Source organism: Gemella bergeri ATCC 700627 (genome assembly GCF_000469465.1).
GTDB classification, from domain to species: domain Bacteria; phylum Bacillota; class Bacilli; order Staphylococcales; family Gemellaceae; genus Gemella; species Gemella bergeri.
The window spans coordinates 1-1668 of record NZ_KI271870.1 but is presented as its reverse complement, the minus strand read 5'-3'; the positions used below and the strand labels follow the sequence as shown (position 1 = coordinate 1668).

Here is a 1668-nt window from a genome sequence, read left to right as displayed (position 1 = left end):
CTTTTGAAGCTACTTCTTTTCCGTCGGCTAGTAGTTTTACTTTAATTTTACTTGGGCGTTTTCCGTCTTGGTTATTGTTATCATCCCAAGTTTTTGCTCCGGCTATATTTACTATTTCCGGTGTGTAGTTATTTTTCAGGTTATATCCATTTATTTCTTTTGTATATCCGGCTACTACTTCTTCATCTATTGTATATTTGATTTCTTTACCTTTATTGTATTTATCCAAGTTGTCAAAGCTGTATTTCCAGCCATCTTGTTCTGTTACTTCTTTTGTAGCTACTTCTTTTCCATCAGCTAATAGTTTTACTTTGATTTTTGTTGGACGTTTTCCGTCTTGGTTATTGTTGTCGTTCCATGTTTTTAGTCCTTCGACTTTTGTTTTTTCAGGAACGTGTTTATTTGTTAGATTAAAGCCGTCTATTGCTTTTTCGTAGAATTCCACTACTTCTTCATCTATTGTATAGTTAACTTCTTTTCCATCTTTGTATTTATCCAAGTTGTCAAAGCTGTATTTCCAGCCGTCTTGTTCTGTTACTTCTTTTGAAGCTACTTCTTTTCCGTCAGCTAGTAATTTTACTTTAATTTTTGTTGGACGTTTGCCATCTTGGTTGTTGTTGTCGTCCCAAGTTTTTGTTCCACAGATTTTTGTTTTATCTTTTTCGTTAAGGACTTCTTTAGTTATTGATTTATCACTGCCGAAATCGTTTGGACCGATTTTTATTTCTGTCGGATCTAATTTATAACCATTCGGTGCTTTAGTTTCTTTAATAGTATAGTTATCTTTTAACAGTTTTGTAATTGATATTTTTCCGTTATCATCTGTTGTAAACTTCCCTATTACTTGCCCGGTTGCATCACGTGTTACTTGGAATTCGGCACCTTTTAGTGCTTGTCCTCCATTTTTATCTTTTTTAAGTAGATTAATAGAGTATACATATCCTTCCGCTTTACCTCCGGCTGCCAAATAACGCAAATCAAATTTCATTTCATATTTCTCTGTTCCACTATGTTTTAATATTGCTTTATTTGTAAATACCTCTCCATCGGCAGGAGTATAATCAGCTTTTATATCATAAGTTACCATGTAACCTTTTTTACCGATGTTCCCTAATTCAAGAGAAAAGCCTTTTTGATCAGCATCCATGGTTACTTTACCTTTATAAGTATCCGTAACATCTTTTTGGTTTCTATAATTCCAATATGCCTTATCTGTATCCCAAAACCATTCTACTTCATACACTTTAATAGTATCTTTTAGTACATTAACTTTGTAAATATCGTCACCCAGTCTATCTTTAAGCACTACATTTTTTAAATCTGTAGCACTTCTGTTGACAGCAACGGTATAGTGGAAAAGACTTTTATCTTTCGCATCCTGTACACCGGTTTTATCTACTGTAGTGTCAACTTTTTTATTAGGTCCTTTATAATGTAATGTTCCTGCAGAAATTGTTACATCATTGCTTATAGTAAATTTAAGATTAATATCTTTTTCTTGTTTAACTTTAGTTTCATCAACCCTTGAGTAGAAGAATAGTTCTCCTTTTACGCCTGAGTGTTTTTCAGGGTAATCCGTATATGTTAAAGTAATAGTTTTAGTAGCAGAATCTATTACAGCATTAGCTACCAGATTACCATCAGCATCTTTTACTTCAAAATCTATTG

Annotated in this window: 1 protein-coding gene; it reads right to left on the bottom strand. The window is 32.9% G+C overall.

Annotation, left to right across the window (positions count from 1 at the left end):
* Positions 1 to 1668 (bottom strand): Cna B-type domain-containing protein (locus HMPREF1983_RS06480; protein ID WP_021753509.1); only part of this gene is annotated, 1668 nt, incomplete at both ends.